At 72.3% G+C, this 13,691-nt stretch carries 15 protein-coding genes; 8 read left to right on the top strand and 7 right to left on the bottom strand.

Annotation, left to right across the window (positions count from 1 at the left end):
- Nucleotides 1-106: 106 nt before the first annotated feature.
- Nucleotides 107-592, top strand: a complete 486-nt coding sequence (locus ACA089_RS16175; protein ID WP_372018887.1) for an asparaginase domain-containing protein — start codon at nt 107-109, stop codon at nt 590-592.
- 10 nt (nt 593-602) lie between these two features.
- The gene (locus ACA089_RS16170) at nt 603-1,079 is read left to right on the top strand and encodes an aminoacyl-tRNA deacylase (protein WP_372018884.1); all 477 of its coding nucleotides are present in this window, start codon (nt 603-605) and stop codon (nt 1,077-1,079) included.
- Between the two features lie 22 nt (nt 1,080-1,101).
- Here ACA089_RS16170 and sufT read toward each other — a convergent pair whose 3' ends face one another.
- Entirely contained in the window at nt 1,102-1,653 is a 552-nt protein-coding gene (sufT, locus tag ACA089_RS16165) for a putative Fe-S cluster assembly protein SufT (protein WP_372018883.1), read from the bottom strand.
- 120 nt (nt 1,654-1,773) lie between these two features.
- On the opposite strand from sufT, the gene ACA089_RS16160 reads away from it, so the two are divergent.
- Nucleotides 1,774-2,202 (top strand): hypothetical protein, encoded by a 429-nt coding sequence (locus tag ACA089_RS16160; protein ID WP_372018880.1) that lies wholly within the window; start codon nt 1,774-1,776, stop codon nt 2,200-2,202.
- Between the two features lie 27 nt (nt 2,203-2,229).
- Here the strand turns inward: ACA089_RS16160 and ACA089_RS16155 are convergent, their stop codons facing one another.
- The 3 genes from ACA089_RS16155 to ACA089_RS16145 are packed head-to-tail and all read right to left on the bottom strand — an operon-like array spanning nt 2,230 to nt 4,465.
- The gene (locus ACA089_RS16155; protein ID WP_372018879.1) at nt 2,230-3,663 is read right to left on the bottom strand and encodes an NAD(P)(+) transhydrogenase (Re/Si-specific) subunit beta; all 1,434 of its coding nucleotides are present in this window, start codon (nt 3,661-3,663) and stop codon (nt 2,230-2,232) included.
- On the bottom strand, nt 3,660-4,160 hold the full coding sequence (locus ACA089_RS16150; protein ID WP_372018877.1) for a hypothetical protein: 501 nt from the start codon (nt 4,158-4,160) through the stop codon (nt 3,660-3,662). The genes ACA089_RS16155 and ACA089_RS16150 overlap by 4 nt, the downstream gene beginning before the upstream one ends.
- A complete protein-coding gene (locus tag ACA089_RS16145; RefSeq protein ID WP_372018875.1) occupies nt 4,157-4,465 on the bottom strand; it encodes an NAD(P) transhydrogenase subunit alpha part 2 in 309 nt (102 codons plus the stop codon). Before ACA089_RS16145 ends, ACA089_RS16150 begins: the two co-directional genes overlap by 4 nt.
- A 227-nt stretch (nt 4,466-4,692) precedes the next feature.
- Between ACA089_RS16145 and ACA089_RS16140 the strand changes: the two genes are divergently transcribed.
- From ACA089_RS16140 to ACA089_RS16130, 3 genes are read left to right on the top strand one after another with little or no spacing between them, the layout of a single operon-like run.
- Nucleotides 4,693-5,262: an RNA polymerase sigma factor gene (locus tag ACA089_RS16140; protein ID WP_372018873.1), complete on the top strand. Its 570-nt coding sequence runs from the start codon at nt 4,693-4,695 to the stop codon at nt 5,260-5,262.
- Nucleotides 5,259-5,630: a hypothetical protein gene (locus ACA089_RS16135; RefSeq protein ID WP_372018872.1), complete on the top strand. Its 372-nt coding sequence runs from the start codon at nt 5,259-5,261 to the stop codon at nt 5,628-5,630. Before ACA089_RS16140 ends, ACA089_RS16135 begins: the two co-directional genes overlap by 4 nt.
- A gap of 4 nt (nt 5,631-5,634) precedes the next feature.
- Nucleotides 5,635-6,084, top strand: a complete 450-nt coding sequence (locus tag ACA089_RS16130) for a DUF3106 domain-containing protein (protein ID WP_372018870.1) — start codon at nt 5,635-5,637, stop codon at nt 6,082-6,084.
- Between the two features lie 41 nt (nt 6,085-6,125).
- Here the strand turns inward: ACA089_RS16130 and ACA089_RS16125 are convergent, their stop codons facing one another.
- The 3 genes from ACA089_RS16125 to ACA089_RS16115 all read right to left on the bottom strand — a co-directional run bounded on the left by ACA089_RS16125 (nt 6,126) and on the right by ACA089_RS16115 (nt 12,012).
- Nucleotides 6,126-7,232: an NAD(P) transhydrogenase subunit alpha gene (locus ACA089_RS16125; RefSeq protein ID WP_372018867.1), complete on the bottom strand. Its 1,107-nt coding sequence runs from the start codon at nt 7,230-7,232 to the stop codon at nt 6,126-6,128.
- 120 nt (nt 7,233-7,352) lie between these two features.
- Nucleotides 7,353-9,671 (bottom strand): DUF1631 domain-containing protein, encoded by a 2,319-nt coding sequence (locus ACA089_RS16120; RefSeq protein ID WP_372018865.1) that lies wholly within the window; start codon nt 9,669-9,671, stop codon nt 7,353-7,355.
- A gap of 142 nt (nt 9,672-9,813) precedes the next feature.
- A complete protein-coding gene (locus tag ACA089_RS16115; RefSeq protein ID WP_372018862.1) occupies nt 9,814-12,012 on the bottom strand; it encodes a DUF1631 family protein in 2,199 nt (732 codons plus the stop codon).
- A gap of 135 nt (nt 12,013-12,147) precedes the next feature.
- Here ACA089_RS16115 and ACA089_RS16110 point away from each other — a divergent pair, with 135 nt between their 5' ends.
- On the top strand, nt 12,148-12,723 hold the full coding sequence (locus ACA089_RS16110; RefSeq protein ID WP_372018861.1) for a nitroreductase family protein: 576 nt from the start codon (nt 12,148-12,150) through the stop codon (nt 12,721-12,723).
- Nucleotides 12,723-13,688: a 5'-3' exonuclease gene (locus ACA089_RS16105; RefSeq protein WP_372018859.1), complete on the top strand. Its 966-nt coding sequence runs from the start codon at nt 12,723-12,725 to the stop codon at nt 13,686-13,688. The genes ACA089_RS16110 and ACA089_RS16105 overlap by 1 nt, the downstream gene beginning before the upstream one ends.
- Nucleotides 13,689-13,691: the final 3 nt, after the last annotated feature.

Raw genomic sequence — 13,691 nt, 5'->3', positions numbered from 1 at the left:
TCGCGATCGCCGATAATGCCGGCACTCCGTGGCGCGCGATGGTCCCGTCCCGCGCGCCCTTCCCCTTTCCGCACCGCGCGCCTGGCGCCGGGCAGAGGACACCGACATGGACGAACTGCTGATCGTCACCACCGGCGGCACCATCGACAAGATCTACTTCGACGACAAGTCCGACTACCAGATCGGCGAACCGCAGATCGGCACGATCCTGCGCGAACTGGGGGTGACCTTCCGCTTCAGCGTGATCCCGATCCTGCGCAAGGATTCGCTGCACATCACCGACGAGGACCGCGAACTGGTCCGCGCCACCATCGCCGCCCAGCCGACCCGCCACGTGCTGGTCACCCATGGCACCGACAGCATGGTCCAGACCGGCATGGTGCTGCGCTCGATCCCGGACAAGACCATCGTGATGACCGGCGCGCTGAGCCCGGCCCGCTTCCGCGGTTCGGATGCGGAATTCAACATCGGCTGCGCGATCGGCGCGGTGCAGTCGCTGCCGCGGGGCGTCTACATCGCCATGAACGGGCTGATCTGGGATCCGGCGAAGGTGCGCAAGAACGTGGCCGCGAACCGCTTCGAACCGGCCTGAGGCCGTCCCGGTGTCGATGGCCACCCGCGCCACCCGCATGCTCGACGGCGCGGGCGTGGCCTACCGCCTGCATCCCTACGACTACGAGGGCGACGCGGCGATCGGCAAGGGATTGCAGGCGGCCACCGCGCTGGGCCTCCCGCCGGACCGCGTACTGAAGACGCTGATGGCATGGGTCGACGCGCGAGCGGTGTGCGTGGTGATCCCGTCCGGGCGGCAGCTGCAGCCCAAGGCGCTGGCGGCGGCCTGCGAAGGCAAGGCGGCGCGGATGATGGAGGTCGTCGAAGCCGAACGACGCAGTGGCTACAGGGTCGGCGGCGTCAGCCCGTTCGGCCAGCCGCGGCCGGTGCCGGTGTGGTTCGAGCGGGACGCGATGGCGCATCCGGCTGTCTGGATCAACGCCGGCCAGCGCGGGCTGCTGCTGGAGATCGACCCGGGCGACGCGGTGCGGGTCCTGCAGGCGTCGAGCGCGGCGATCAGCCGCTGACCCGGCGGGCCCCGCGGCGGCCTCAGAACATCCCGGTTTCCAGGCGCGCGGCCTCGGACATCATGTGCCGGCCCCACGGCGGGTCGAACACCAGTTCGACGTCGGCCTCGGCGATGGTCGGGATCTGCTCGAGCTTGCTGCGCACGTCGTCGACCAGGATCTCGCCCATGCCGCAGCCGGGCGCGGTCAGGGTCATCTTCACCTCGACCATGCGCTGGCCGTCGTCGCGCGGCTTCAGGCTGGCCTCGTACACCAGGCCCAGGTCGACGATGTTGAACGGGATTTCCGGGTCGAAGCAGGTGCGCAGCTGGCGCCAGACCATCGCCTCGACCTCGTCGTCTCCGGCATCGGCCGGCAGCTCGAGCTCGGCGGGCGTCTCCTTGCCGATCGCGTCGGCGTCCTTGCCGGCGATCCGGAACAGGTTGCCCTCGACGAAGACGGTGTAGCTGCCGCCCAGGCCCTGGGTGATGTAGCCGACGCTGCCGGCCGGCAGGGTCACGGCTTCGCCCTGCGGCACCATGACGGCGGCGCAATCGCGCTCGAAACGGACGGGTTCGCTGCTGCGGGAATACATGCGGACGATATGGGGCCGTCGGACGGCGCGGACAAGGCACGGCGCCGCGGTACGGCGTGGAGGCAGGATTCTAGCCGATGCGGGCTGCGCGTATTCTTGGCGGCCCACCAGGTCCACGCCATGACACCGGTCAAGCCCCGCCCCACCCCCGCCCGGTCCACCGCGTGGCTCTGGCCGTTCATGCTGCTGCTCGGAAGCGCCACCCTGGTCGTGGCCTGGAGCTCGCTGACCCTGGCCACCGGCCGCCAGCATGGCTGGGTGGCGCTGCTGGCGGCGCTGGAAGCGGCGTGGATGCTGCGCCTGGGCGGGATGGCCGCGGGCTGGCCGCGCCGCCTGCTGGCCGCGGGCGCGACCCTGGCGATGGCCGCGGCGGTGCAGTGGCTGGCCGTGTCCGGCCACATCGGCGCGCAGATGGGCCTGGCCCCATGGGAGGCCGCGCCGAAGATGGGCGCGTTCTACGTCTGGACCCTGGCCCGGCTGGCCAACACCTGGCTGGACCTGCTGTGCATCGGCCTGGCGCCGCTGCTGGCGCTGCGGGCCGCGCGCTGAGCGCCCGCCCGCGCGCGGCGTCGCGCCTCAGTGGCCGCCGCCGTCCAGCGCCTTCAGCTCGCTGACCAGCGCGCTGGCCATCTCGGCGCCATCGCCGTAGAGCATGCGGGTGTTGTCGGCATAGAACAGCGCGTTCTCGATCCCGGCGAAGCCCGTGCCCTTGCCGCGCTTGATCACGATCGTGTTCTTCGACTCGACCACGTCCAGGATCGGCATGCCGTAGATCGGGCTGGCCGGGTCGGTCTTGGCCACCGGGTTGACCACGTCGTTGGCGCCGATCACCAGCGACACGTCGGTGTTCGGGAACTCGGGATTGATGTCGTCCATGTCGGCGATCAGGTCGTAGGGCACGCCGGCTTCGGCCAGCAGCACGTTCATGTGCCCGGGCATGCGCCCGGCGACCGGGTGGATCGCGAACTTCACCTTCACCCCGCGATCGATCAGCCGCTGCGCCAGTTCCCATATCTTGTGCTGGGCCTGGGCCACCGCCAGGCCGTAACCCGGCACGATCACCACGCGCTCGGCGTAGGCCATCATCGCGGCCACGTCGCCGGCCTCGATCGGCTTCTGCGCGCCGGTGATCTCCTGGGCCTGGCCGCCGCCGCCGAAGCTGCCGAACAGCACCCCGGTGATCGGCCGGTTCATCGCCTTGGCCATCAGCCGGGTCAGCAGGATGCCCGCCGCGCCGACCATCATGCCGGCGATGATCAGCGCCTCGTTGCCGAGCACGTAGCCTTCGAACGCCACGGCCAGGCCGGTGAATGCGTTGTACAGCGAGATCACCACCGGCATGTCCGCGCCGCCGATCGGCAGCGTCGTCAGAACGCCCAGCGCCAGCGCGACCAGGAAGAACGCGACGATCGCCCAGGGCTGCAGCGTCGCCGCCGCGACCACGCCCAGCACCACCATCGCCAGCGCGACCAGCAGGTTGAAGGCCTGCTGGCCCGGGAACACCACCCGCCGGTCGAGACGGCCGTCGAGCTTGGCCCAGGCGATGATCGAACCCGACAGCGACACCGCACCGATCGCCGAGCCGAGCACGGCGAGGGTCAGCACCACCACGCCGGGCCCGGCACCTTCCGGCGCCGGCGCTCCGCCGTGCACGAGCGCGGAGAAGCGCAGCAGTTCCACCGCGCCGATCGCCGCGGCCGAGCCGCCGCCCATGCCGTTGTACAGCGCGACCATCTGCGGCATGTCGGTGATCGCGACCTTCTTGCCGGAAATCCACGCCGCCACCGTGCCCAGCACCAGCGCCGTCACGATCAGCGGCATGTTGTGCAGGCCCGGCAGCAGGAACGTGGCCGCGGTGGCGATCAGCATGCCCCAGCCCGCCCAGTGGATGCCGCTGCGCGCGGTCGCCGGCGAGGCCATGCGCTGCAGGCCGAGCAGGAACAGCGTGGCGGCCACCAGGTAACTGGCGCCCACCAGCCAGACGCGGATGTCGAACGTGCCTTCAATCATGCTGCTTCCCCCTGGATCGCCGCGGGCCCGGCCCGCGACGGATTCCTGTCAAGTCGATGGTTCTCGAACATCTCGATCGCGGTCTTCAGCAGCCCGAACAGGCCCAGTCCCAGGCCTACCAGGCCCATCGCCAGCTGCGACCACGGCGATTCGCCGGCCAGGTACAGCCCTGCCAGGCCTCCGGCCAGGGCCAGTACCACGACCGCGGCGATGATCCCGATCGCCCAGCTGCCCTTGCGCGGGTCTTCCCACACCTTGCGCGAGAACTCGTTCTGCGTCGTCGTCGGATCCTGCAGCGAGGAGAAGCCGATCCCCACGCCGGCGTGCAGCAGGGCCAGGTTGAAGTCCCCGAAGATCGAGTCGAAGCCGTTGAAGTACGGCCTGGCCACGTAGAAGCAGGCCAGCGCGATGAACGGATACTGCAGGTAGCTCGCCGCGTGGAACAGCCGGCGCGGGCTGCGCCAGCCGGCGCCGCCTGGCGCCCGCCCGGGGCTCACTTGCCGCCGTCCCGCGCGGGCGGCTTCTTGCTGCTCTTGAACATCTCGAGCATGCGCTCGGTCACCACGTAGCCGCCGGCGGCGTTGCCGGCGCCGAGCACGACGGCGACGAAGCCGATCGCCTTCTCCAGCGTGGTGTCCGCGTGGCCGAGCACGACCATCGCGCCGATCAGGACGATGCCGTGGATGAAGTTCGAGCCGGACATCAGTGGCGTATGCAGGATCACCGGCACACGCGAGATGATCACGTGGCCGGCGATCGCCGCCAGCATGAAGATGTACAGCGCAACGAATCCGTCGGTCATGACTGCCGCTCCCCGGGGCATGGCGCCCGTGGCGATGATAACCGCGGCATGAACGGATCGCAGCCCGGTCAACCGGTTACATCCGCATGCGTTTCCAGTGGTATCGAATCGCCGGAGAGGCCCATGCACCGCAACCCGCGAGCCCCCACCACCCGGCCGGCCCGGGCGCGTCGCGCGCCGGTCGCCGGAAGCGTGGGCGGCACCCGTGCCGACGGTGCGGCTAAGCTGTGCTGGTGACCACGCCCCTGGATCCCGGCTGGGAAGCGCGCGCGACGCCCACGTGGGCGTCGCTGGACGCGTTCCTGGCCGAGGTGGGCCCGCGCGCCTTCCGCTTCGCCGAGGCCGGCCTGCGCCATCACGACGATGCGCTGGACGCGGTCCAGGACGCGATGATGAAGATGCTGGCCTACCGCGAACGTCCTGCTGGCGAATGGACGCCGCTGTTCTGGAGCATCCTGCGGCGCCGGATCATCGACCTGCAGCGCCGCGCCCGGTTCCGCCTGCGCTGGCTGCGCCCGGCGACCGACACGGCCGGGGGCGAGGACGGCGGCATCGACTGGGCCGATCCCGGCCACGGCCCGGCGCAGGCGCACGAACAGCGCCAGGCCTATGCGCGGCTGGTCCAGGCCTTGCGTGCGCTGCCCGCGCGCCAGCGCGAGGCATTCACCCTGCGCGTACTGGAGGAGCTCGACGTGGCCACCACCGCGCGGGCGATGGGCTGTTCGGAGGGTTCGGTGAAGACCCACCTGTCGCGCGCCCGTCAGGCGCTGCAATCGCAACTGGAGGACGTCCGATGACGACCGCACACGACCACCACGAATCCCTCGACCGCCATGCGCGGCAACTGCACGCCTCCGCGCTGGCGAACGTGTCGGCGCCGACGCTGGCGCGGCTGCGCGCAGCCCGGCGCGATGCCGCCACCTCCCGCCCATGGCCCGGACTCGCACCCTGGCTGGCCGGCGGGGCGATGGCCGCGGCGGTGGCGGTGGCGGTCCTCGTACAGCCCGGGGCGCCCACGACGTCGCCCGCGGCCGGGACCACCGCACCCGTGGTCGCCACGGCCGGCCCAGCGCCGGCGACCGAACCGGTCGAACCGCTGCAGGACGACCCCGGGTTCTACGTGTGGCTGGCTTCGGTCGACGCCACCGCCCTCGCAATGGAGTAAGGCCATGAAGCCGCTACGTCTCGCCGCCTGCCTGCTCGCCGCGCTCCTGCCGGCCGTGGCCCTGGCCCAGGCCACCAGCCCGCCACCCGGCGCGGCCCGGCCCGCCAGCACCACCCTGCCCGCGTGGGAGCAGCTCACGCCCGAGCAGCGCGAAGCGCTGATCGCGCCGGTGCGCGAACGCTGGAACGACTCGCCACAGGAGCGCCAGCGCATGCTCGACCACGCCCGGCGCTGGAAGTCGATGCCGCCGGAAGAGCGCGAGCGGGCGCGCCGCGGCATGCGCCGCTTCGAGGACATGACCCCGGAGCAGCGCGACAAGGCACGCGCGATCTTCGAGCAGACCCGCGACATGACCCCGGAACAGCGCCAGGCGTTCCGCGAGAACTGGCGGAAGATGACCCCGGAACAGCGGCAGGAGTGGCTGCGCACGCACCCCTCGCCGCCGCGCCCCTGACCGGCGTTTTTCGCGCGGGAGGGACGGCGAGGTCCCGGCGCTCAGGCCGCGGCGGGCGCCTGCTCCGGTGGCGCCGGCCAGGCCGTCTTCGCCAGCAGTTCGTCGCTCCAGTCGAACGACAGCGCGCCGTCCTTCAGCAGCAGCGCGACGAAGTTGTACACGTTGCGCGCGTACATCTCGCTGGCGTGCACCGCGCCCATGCTGGCCAGGTCGAGCGGCCCGGCGATCGTCACGCCGTCGCGCTCGTAGCTTTCGCCCGGCCGGGTGAGCTCGCAGTTGCCGCCGGTCTCGGCCGCCAGGTCGACGATCACGCTGCCGGGCTTCATGCCGGTGGCCATCGCCGCGGTGATGATCTTCGGTGCCGGGCGGCCTGGCACGGCCGCGGTGCAGACCACGACGTCGATCCCGCGGAGGTGGTCGGCGAGCCGGCGCTGCTGCTCCGCACGCTCCTCCTCGGTGAGCTGGCGCGCATAGCCGCCCTCGCCCGCCGCGCTCACGCCGAGGTCGAGGAACTTGCCCCCCAGCGATTCGATCTGCTCGCGCGTCTCCGGGCGCACGTCGAAGCCTTCGACCTGCGCGCCGAGCCGGCGCGCGGTGGCGATCGCCTGCAGCCCGGCCACGCCGGCACCGACGATCAGCACCTTCGAGGGACGGATGGTGCCGGCCGCGGTGGTCAGCATCGGGAAGAACCTCGGCGCCAGCTGCGCGGCGATCAGCACCGCCTTGTAGCCGGCCATGCCGGCCTGCGAGCTGAGCACGTCCATCGCCTGCGCGCGCGTGGTGCGCGGCAACCGTTCCAGCGGGAAGGCCTTGATCCCCCGCGCCTGCAGCGCGGCCGCGCGGGCCTCGTCGGCCTGGGGATGCAGCACCCCGACCAGGGTGGCGCCCTGCTTCAGTCCGGCGATGGCCTCGGCCGGTGGCGGCTGCACGCACAGCAGCAGTTCCGCGGAGGCGCGCGCCTGCGCGTCGGCCAGTCGCGCACCGGCATCCAGGTAGGCCTGGTCGGTGATGCCGGCGCCGAGCCCGGCGCCCGCCTCGACCTGGACCTGCGCGCCGGCCGCGAGCAGCTTCTTCACCGTCTCCGGCGTGGCGGCCACGCGCTTCTCGCCGCGTGCGCCTTCCTTCAGCACCAGCACATCGACCGCCATGAATCCCCTCGCCGTGGTCCGGAACGATGGCGATGCTAGCAAAACGCGCCCGCGGAACGGACGCGTGCGAATGGTTTCATGCGAATCGCTGCACCGCCCGCCACCGCGACGGGCGCGGGCTCAGTGCAGGGTCACCGGCTCCGGCGCCTGCGGCATGTCCAGGCGCTCGATCACGCCCTGCATCGCGCTGTCGAACGCGCCGTCGTCGGCCACGTGCATGCGCAGGCGACCCAGGCGCACCATCACCGCCAGCTCTTCCGGCGAGGCCACGCAGAAGCGGACGCCGCGGCGGTTGACGAACAGCAGGCGCGAGGAGATCGGGCTGATCCACGACAGCTTGCCCGCCTGCACGCGCCCGTCCTTGTCGATGAAATCCAGCCAGGTGCCGACCGGCAGCGCGCGGATGCGCTCGGCGTCGGCATTGTCGAAATCCAGGGTGTCGGTCCCGGCCACGATCTCGATCGCGCTGTGCTCGACCGGCGCCGGCTGCGGCAGCGCCACCGCCGGCAGCTCCGGCAGCGGACGCTCCATTTCCGGGCGGGCATCGGCGACCGCCTGCAAGGTGTCGTGCAGGGCGCCGATCGCGGCGTCCGCCGCGTCGCCGTGCAGGCCGACGCTGGCGAATACCTTGCGCAGTCCCGTCTGCCAGTTCTGCAGCCACAGCTTGCCGACGATGTGGCGCTGCGCCTCGGCGACCTCCTCGAGGATGCCGTCGGCAAGTTCGAGCGACTCGGTGAACACGTCGCCGACCTCGCCCTCGCGCAGCAGCGCCAGGGTGACGTGGTGCTGCCACGGGTTGCGCAGGAACTCGGCCACCGCCTGCGGCAGCGGCCGGCCGTCCAGGCGCGAGGCGAGCTCGAACTCGGCGCGGTTGCGGGCCAGCTCGAGCCGCTCCTGGCCACGCTGGATCTCGGCGGCGCGACGCTCGGTGATCTCGATCCGGCGTCGGTGCTGCTCGAGGAAGTCGCGGAATTCCTCCTCGAGGGTCATGAAGATCGCCAGGTTCTCGTTGAACTCGGCCACCAGCCGCTGGATGATCTCCTCGACCTTGGCCAGCAGCGTGCGCTCGGCCGCGCTCTCGCCCTGGTTGCCTTCGCAGGCCTCGGCCAGCGCGTTGAGCAGGCGCCGCGCCGGGTGGGTCTTCTGCACGAACATGCGGCGGTCCAGCAGCGCGACCTTCACGAACGGCACGACCAGCCGCCCGATCAGCTCGCGCGGGCGCCCGGCCAGGTCGCGCTCGTCCAGCAGGACGTCGAACAGCATGCCGACCAGGTCGATCGCGTCCTCGTCCTTGGGGTCCAGGCGGGTGCTGGAGGGATCGACGCCGAGCTGGCTGGCGTTGGACAGCACTTCGCTCTTCAGCCGCTGGGACAGGGATTCCTGCTCGTTGCCGATGGCCGCGCTCAGGGTCGCGCTGGGCGTGGCCTGCAGCAGCGAAAGCACCGACAGCATCTCGCGCTGGCTCAGGGGCCGCTGGTCGACGGCACCGCCGCCCGCGCCGGAGGCCGTGGGTTCGGCGCCCCCGCCGCGCAGTTCGCGGCTCTGCTGCAGCAGCTGGTGCAGCGCGTCCAGCAGGACACCCGGGTTGCCTGCCTGGCCGCCGGTGCCGGGGAGGCCTTCGGGAACGTCGAAACCGTGCGCCTGCATCGCGCCACGGGTTTCCTGCCAGCGCTGCATGAAGCGCGCCGCCCAGGCGGGGGAATAGTCCTCGGCCGCGTCGCCCCAGCCTTGCGCGGGCTGCAGTGGATCCTGGCCGCGCGGCCGGGCCTGGCCGCGCGCGGCGGCGGGAGCGCCGGGCAGCACGCCTTCCCGGACCAGGCGCAGGTCCAGGGCCTCGTACAGCTTGGCCACGATCGTCGTCAGGTCACGCTCGCACAGCTTGAACAGCACCAGGCGCACTTCAGGCGCCAGTTCGGAGGTGGCGAACGCCTCGTGCACGGCGACGCCGATGTGTTCGGGACCGATCGGGTTGCTGTCGGCCTCCAGTTCCAGGCCGCCGGCGATCCAGCCCAGGCGCCGGTCGAGCCGCGCCAGCACCGGCTTGCATTCGCGCAGCATCACGCTGGCCAGGTTGCGGACCGCCAGGCGCGACTCCAGTTCGTGCTCGGCGACCAGGCTCAGCGCACCGGCCTGGCTGGACAACGCGGCCTCGGCCGACAGTGGCGCGCCGACCTCCAGCGCCTGCCAGGCCAGCGACAGCTGGCCGCGGAAGCGGCTGGCGATCTCCTCGCGGCGGCGGCGCAGTTCGCGCATGCCGTCCAGGAACAGCAGCTGGGAGCCTCCGGCCCGCTCGGCCCGGTCGAACAGCACGTCGTCGTAGCGCGCCACGGACGCGGCGAACGCATCCGCCAGCGGCGGCAGGAACGCATTGCGGACCGACGCGAGCAGGCGCGGGTCACGGGCGTGGTGCTGGGTCGGGTCTTGCTGGGTCGGGCTCATGCGCGCGGCTCCGGCGCGGACACAGGGAACAGGGGACTGCGGCTCCCCATGGCCGCCCGTGCATCGTACGGTGCCCCGGGTGGGGCGACCGTGACCCAGTGGGCAGTTCCTGCCGCGCAGGGGCAATCCCGGCCCATCCCGGTCATCCGCCCGCAGCCGGCGCGTCGAGCCGGTCGACGACCGCCTGCATCGCGCTGTAGAAGGCGTCCTCGTCGCGGTGCAGCCGCAGCCGGCCCAGGCGGACCATGGCCGCCAGCTGCTCGGGCGAGGCCACGCAGAAGCGCGCGCCGCGGCGGTTCACGAACATGCGCCGGCCCGAGATCGGACTGATCCAGGACAGCTTGCCCGGCTGCACCCGGCCCAGCCGGTCCACGAAATCCAGCCAGGTTCCCAGCGGCAACGCCTCGAAGTAGTCGGCGGTATCCACGTCGAACCCAATCTGCTCCGGCGGCTCGTCGGGCAGCGGCGAGGCCTCTTCCTCGACGGTGGCCGGGCTCGGCGGCGCCGGCGGCAGCTCGGGCAGGGGCATGCCGGCGTCCTGCCGTCCACGGACCAGGTCCAGCAGGCCCGCCGAAGCTTCCGCCGCCACCGCCGGCGCCAGTCCCGCCTCGCCGTAGATGCGCTGGAGCAGCGGCCGCTGGGCTTCGAGCCCGGCCTCGTCGAGGTCCCCTGCGCCGGTGGCGGCCGCCACCAGCCGGTCCGCGACGGCATACGCGGCCGCCATTACCGGACCGTCGCTGGCGCCGTCGCGCAGCGCTGCGCGTTCCAGGTGCTGCGCCCACGGCCGGCGCAGGAACGCCTCCAGCGCCGCCGGCAACGCCCGGCCGCGCAGGCGCTCATCCAGCGCGCCGGCGGCAAGCTGGCGCGCCGCGGCGCGGCGCTCCTCGGCGCGCTGCAACTCGGCGGTGCGCCGCTCGGCGATCTCGACCCGGCGGCGGTACTGCTCGAAATAGGCGCCGAACTCGGACTCGGCCTGCAGGAACACGCCCAGGTGCTCGTCGAAGTCCTGGGCCACCCGCGCGGCGACCGCCTGCACCTGCGCGAGCAACGCCAGCTCGGCGGCGGTTTCGGCAGGATTGCCGTCGCAGGCGTCCGCCAGCATGTTGAGCAGCCGGCGCACCGGGTGGCTCTCGCGCACGAACAGGCGCGGATCCTGCAGCGCGACCTTGGCCACCGGCGCCAGCAGCTGCCCCAGCACCGGCCTCAGTTCCGGACGCAGCTGCGATTCCGAAAGCATGGCCTGGAACAGCATGGCGACCAGGTCCAATGTGTCGGCGTCGGCCGGATCCAGCCGCACCGAACGCGGGTCGACGCCCAGCCGGGCCGCATGCGCGAACACCTCCTGGCGCAGGCCGGCGCGCAGGTCGCTGGCCTGGTCGATTTCGTCGAAGCCCCCGTGGGGCCCGGTCTGCAGCAGCGACAGCGCCGACGCCAGCTCGCGCGGCGAAAGGGTCCGGGCGCCCGCGCCCGACTCTTCCCCTCCCGCCCCGCCGCGCGCGTCGCGCAGGAGCCGGTGCAGCTCGCCGGGCAGCAGTTCGTGGTCGCCACGGGCATGCACGTCGATCGCACCGCCCGCCACGGCCGCCTGCTGGCCTCCCTGCCACTGGCTGAAGAACCGGCCGATCCAGTCGTCCGTCCCGGCCTTTCCGTCCGCCTGCCCGGGGATTCCGCGGCGCCGGCTGCGCCCCTCGGGCATGTCCACGTTGCGCGCGATGGCGACCAGCTGCCGCTCCAGCGCCGCATAGAGCACGCCGACCCTCTCCACCATGCCGGGTTCGGCCAGGCGCACCGCCGCCAGCTGCGCCCGGATGGCGATCCGCGAGCCGGAGACGGCGCTGTAGACCGCCGTGCCCAGGTGTTCGGGGCCGATCGGATTGGTATCGCCGTCCAGCCGCAGCCCGCCGGCGATGAAGCCGAGGTAGCGGTCCAGCCGCATCAGTTCCGGGCGCCACTGCTGCTGGATCGCGCCGGCCAGGTTGCGCACCGCCAGCCGCACTTCGAGTTCGTTGTCCGCGACCAGGGTCAGGTCGTTGCCGCGGGCCAAAGTCCGCTCCACCGACAGCGGCCGCCCCGCCTCCAGGCCCTGCCAGGCCCTGGCCAGGTGCATGCGGAACCGGGCGACCAGCGATTCGCGCTCGCGGCGCAGCTCCTGCACCGCATCCAGGTAATCCTTCTGCAGCGCAGGCGACGCCTTGTCCGCCAGCTGGAACAGGCCGCCCCCGAGCGCGTCCAGTTCGGCGGCGAACGCATCGGACAAGGGCAGCAGGATGTCCTCCCGGACCTGGTTGAGCAGGTCCAGGTTGCGACTGGGCAGGTCGTCGGCGAAAGGCGGGGTCTGCATCGGCCTCTAGTTCAAAGGCGCGCACATGAACCGCGCGTGCAGTCCGGGTGCGTCCCGACCCCGGGGCATGCGGGGCACGGCGCCTATACTTTGGTCTTTCGGCCGGTCGTGGCCGGACTTTAGCGATCTGGGATTATGCGCACACTTTCCGGGCTACAGGCCCTCGACCAGCGCCGCTCGGTGCCCTCCCTGCAGCTCGGGGAACCGGGGCCGGACGAGGCCACCCTGCTGCGCATGCTGGCGTCCGCGGTGCGGGTACCCGACCACGGCAAGCTGGTGCCGTTCCGCTTCCTGCGCATCGCCGGCGAGGCCCGCCATGCGCTGGGCGCGTTCCTGGCGCAGCGTGCGGTCGAACGCGATCCGCAGGCGCCGCCCCAGGCGGTGGACAAGGACCGCCAGCGCTTCTCGCATGCGCCGGTGGTGGTCGCGGTCATCGCCCGGCTGCAGGCCGGGCACAAGGTGCCCGAACAGGAGCAGCTGCTGACCGCAGGCTGCGTGTGCTTCGCCCTGCTCCAGGCCGCGCAGGCCTGCGGCTTCGGCGCCCAGTGGCTGACGGCCTGGATGGCCTACGACCCCGGGGTCGCGCGCGCGCTCGGCCTCGCAGATGGCGAGCGGGTCGTGGGCTTCATCCACATCGGCACGCCACGGCAGGAGGCGCCCGAACGCGAACGACCGGACCCGGCCGCCCTGCTGTCGGACTGGACCCCGTGATGCCCGGCGACGCCACGGCCCCCGCAGCGGCACGCGCGCCGCTGCACCTGGTCGATGCCAGCCTGTACGTGTTCCGGGCCTGGCATTCGATGCCCGACGAGTTCCGCGACGCGCACGGCTGGCCGACCAACGCCGTGCACGGTTTCGCCCGCTTCCTGCTCGACCTGCTCGAACGCGAACGGCCGCGGCACATCGCCATCGCCTTCGACGAGGCGCTGGACAGCTGCTTCCGCCATCGCATCTACCCGGCCTACAAGGCCAACCGCGAGCCGGCGCCGGAAGAGCTGCGGCGCCAGTTCGCCCACTGCAAGGCGCTGTGCGCCGCGCTGGGGCTGGCGGTGCTGGCCGACCACGACTACGAAGCCGACGACCTGATCGGCAGCGCCCTGTACCGGGCCCGCCCGGCCGGCTACCGCGGCATCATCGTGTCCGCCGACAAGGACCTGTCGCAGCTGCTCGCCGACGACGACGAACAGTGGGACTACGCCCGCGCCCAGCGCTGGGGCGCGGCCGGGGTCAAGGCGCGGCACGGCGTGCACGCGCACCAGGTCGCCGACTACCTGGCGCTGACCGGCGATGCGGTCGACAACATCCCCGGCGTGGGCGGGGTGGGCGCCAAGACCGCGGCGGTGCTGCTGGGCCACTTCGGCAGCCTCGACGCGCTGCTGGAGCGGATCGACGAGGTGGCCTTCCTGCGCCTGCGCGGCGCGGCCCAGGTCGCCGTGCGCCTGCGCGAGCAGCGCGAGCACGCGCTGCTGTGGCGCCAGCTGACGACGATCGCGTGCGACGCCCCGCTGGGCTACGACGGCCCGGTCGCCGCGCGCGCCGAAGCCGACCCGGAAATGCTCGACGCGCTGGCCACGACCCTGCGTTTCGGGCCGATGACCCGGCGCCGGCTGCGCACGGCGGCCGGGCTGGACGCCGGCGCATCCGGTGACGCGCATCCGTCACCGCTTCCGGCTTAGCAT

Source organism: Pseudoxanthomonas fibrivorans (assembly GCF_041464125.1).
Taxonomy (GTDB): Bacteria; Pseudomonadota; Gammaproteobacteria; order Xanthomonadales; family Xanthomonadaceae; genus Pseudoxanthomonas.
This window is presented reverse-complemented; position numbering and strand designations above follow the sequence as displayed.

Excerpts from the sequence above, each read along its gene's own strand:
- ACA089_RS16120 (WP_372018865.1), bottom strand. The coding sequence starts at position 9,671 with ATGAGCCCGACCCAGCAAGACCCGACCCAGCACCACGCCCGTGACCCG.
- ACA089_RS16160 (WP_372018880.1), top strand. The coding sequence starts at position 1,774 with ATGACACCGGTCAAGCCCCGCCCCACCCCCGCCCGGTCCACCGCGTGG.
- ACA089_RS16130 (WP_372018870.1), top strand. The coding sequence starts at position 5,635 with ATGAAGCCGCTACGTCTCGCCGCCTGCCTGCTCGCCGCGCTCCTGCCG.
- ACA089_RS16125 (WP_372018867.1), bottom strand. The coding sequence starts at position 7,232 with ATGGCGGTCGATGTGCTGGTGCTGAAGGAAGGCGCACGCGGCGAGAAG.
- ACA089_RS16175 (WP_372018887.1), top strand. The coding sequence starts at position 107 with ATGGACGAACTGCTGATCGTCACCACCGGCGGCACCATCGACAAGATC.
- ACA089_RS16110 (WP_372018861.1), top strand. The coding sequence starts at position 12,148 with ATGCGCACACTTTCCGGGCTACAGGCCCTCGACCAGCGCCGCTCGGTG.
- ACA089_RS16115 (WP_372018862.1), bottom strand. The coding sequence starts at position 12,012 with ATGCAGACCCCGCCTTTCGCCGACGACCTGCCCAGTCGCAACCTGGAC.
- ACA089_RS16135 (WP_372018872.1), top strand. The coding sequence starts at position 5,259 with ATGACGACCGCACACGACCACCACGAATCCCTCGACCGCCATGCGCGG.
- ACA089_RS16155 (WP_372018879.1), bottom strand. The coding sequence starts at position 3,663 with ATGATTGAAGGCACGTTCGACATCCGCGTCTGGCTGGTGGGCGCCAGT.
- ACA089_RS16105 (WP_372018859.1), top strand. The coding sequence starts at position 12,723 with ATGCCCGGCGACGCCACGGCCCCCGCAGCGGCACGCGCGCCGCTGCAC.
- sufT (WP_372018883.1), bottom strand. The coding sequence starts at position 1,653 with ATGTATTCCCGCAGCAGCGAACCCGTCCGTTTCGAGCGCGATTGCGCC.
- ACA089_RS16145 (WP_372018875.1), bottom strand. The coding sequence starts at position 4,465 with ATGACCGACGGATTCGTTGCGCTGTACATCTTCATGCTGGCGGCGATC.